Below are 1,811 nucleotides of genomic sequence, written 5' to 3'. Positions count from 1 at the left end.
CTGCAAAAGAACGCCACGCGTGCGTTCACGGCCTTGGCGCTGGCCAACATCTACCTTGCCCGAGGGCGCCTGCAGGGACAGGTGCGCCCGTAAGGGTCCGAAGGGGGCTCAAAGGCTCCCGAAACAGGCCCTGTGGGGCAAAGCACAGTATCTTTGCGGGCCATTTGGCATTCAAATGGCTGTGCGATGGATATGACGTTACTTGTTCAGCATTGCCTTAATCTTACTGTGTCATAAAAAGTAAGGCATGATATGCCCACCTTTCCCTGTGAATGGGGTGCGATGGACATATCCAAAGAGTTTGATCGATACATGGCTCATCTGGCCGAAGGACTGGGCCATGCCGACCGTCACGCAGGATTGAGTGGGTATTGCACCGGCCTGATGCTGCCCCTGTCGCGCAAGAGTATTGAGCCCATGGCCGCCCGGGTGAACCCCTTGCGCGCCAGCGCCCGGCACCAAGCCCTGCATCACTTTGTCGCCAAGGCCCAATGGAGCGATCAGCAACTGCTCAATCGTGTGGCCCAGTGGGTGGTGCCGCATATGGACTTCAGTGCTGGCGGCTGGTGGATCGTCGACGACACGGGCTTTCCCAAGAAGGGCGTGCACTCGGTAGGCGTGACACGCCAGTACTGCGGGGTGCTGGGCAAGCAGGACAACTGCCAAGTGGCTGTCAGCGTTTCGCTGGCATGTGAACAAGGCAGCCTACCGGTAGCCTGGCAACTGTACTTGCCCCGCATCTGGGCCGAAGACGCCGAGCGCAGACACAAGGCCGGGATTCCTGAAGACATCGAGTTTGCGACCAAGCCTCAAATTGCCCTGCAACAGCTGCAGGGCCTGCTCTCTGAAGGAGCACCCAGGCACTGTGTACTGGCCGACGCAGGCTACGGGATCGACTACGCGTTTCGTCAGGGGTTGACCGAAATGGGTTTGCGATATGTGGTCGGGATCACCTCTGCAGTGGTGGTCTGGCCACCGGGGGTTGAGCCCCTTCCACCCAAGCCCTACAGCGGCATGGGTCGTCCACCGGTGATGCCACGGCGCACCGCCAAGAGGCAGCCGGTGAGTGTCAAGGCATTGGCGCAGTCATTGCCCGATTGCGTATTCCAGAACATCAGCTGGCGCGAAGGTACGAATGAGCGCCTGACGGGCCGCTTCACTGCGGTGCGGGTACGCTGCGCTGGGGGCAATGTCGGCAAGGCCCGTCTTCTGCCCCAGCAGTGGCTGCTCATTGAGTGGCCCGCAGACCAGGCCGAACCCGAAAAGTACTACCTGTCCACGCTGCCAGAGACCACGGATCTGAGCGATCTGGTGCGCGCCGCGCACATGCGCTGGCGCATCGAGCGTGATTACCAGGATCTCAAGCAGGACCTGGGGCTGGGCCACTATGAGGGGCGGGGTTGGCGGGGCTTTCACCACCACGCCAGCATGAGCATCGCCGCGTACGGTTTCCTGATGGCGCAGCGATTGAAAGTCGGCAACGATGCCGGTGGCAAAAAAAACTTCGCCGAACGGCAAGTGCCTGCCATTTCCCCGGATTACATCCCTCGGGGCAGCCCAGCGCGCTCAGCGTCACGTGCCCAACTCGATCAGGACGCTGCGCCATCAGTTGAGCGTCGCACTCGCAAGCGCCTTGGGGCATTGCCCGTATTGCGCCACGGTAAACGTTCGACTGCGTTTATGACACAGTAAGACTAAGGCGGTTCCCAAGGTAAAAACTTTGGAGATCGCTGAAGTGCTCCTCCCCGGCTGGGCATTTGCACCGAGGAGGAGGTTCGACGTATCAACACGGATGTTGGGAGACTCAAGGC

At 60.5% G+C, this 1,811-nt stretch carries 1 protein-coding gene; it reads left to right on the top strand.

Translation table 11 applies throughout. From position 1 onward, the window contains the following. Positions 1-282: 282 nt before the first annotated feature. Positions 283-1,692, top strand: coding sequence for an IS701 family transposase (locus AB0M92_RS39230; RefSeq protein ID WP_366107185.1), 1,410 nt, complete (start codon positions 283-285; stop codon positions 1,690-1,692). Positions 1,693-1,811 lie beyond the last annotated feature (119 nt).

Source organism: Streptomyces sp. NPDC051582 (assembly GCF_040681715.1).
Classification (GTDB): Bacteria; Actinomycetota; Actinomycetes; order Streptomycetales; family Streptomycetaceae; genus Streptomyces.
Note: the sequence above shows the minus strand (reverse complement) of the source record. Positions and strands in the feature narration are given on the sequence as shown.

Coding starts and splice junctions, on each gene's coding strand:
- AB0M92_RS39230 (WP_366107185.1), top strand. CDS start 283: ATGGACATATCCAAAGAGTTTGATCGATACATGGCTCATCTGGCCGAA.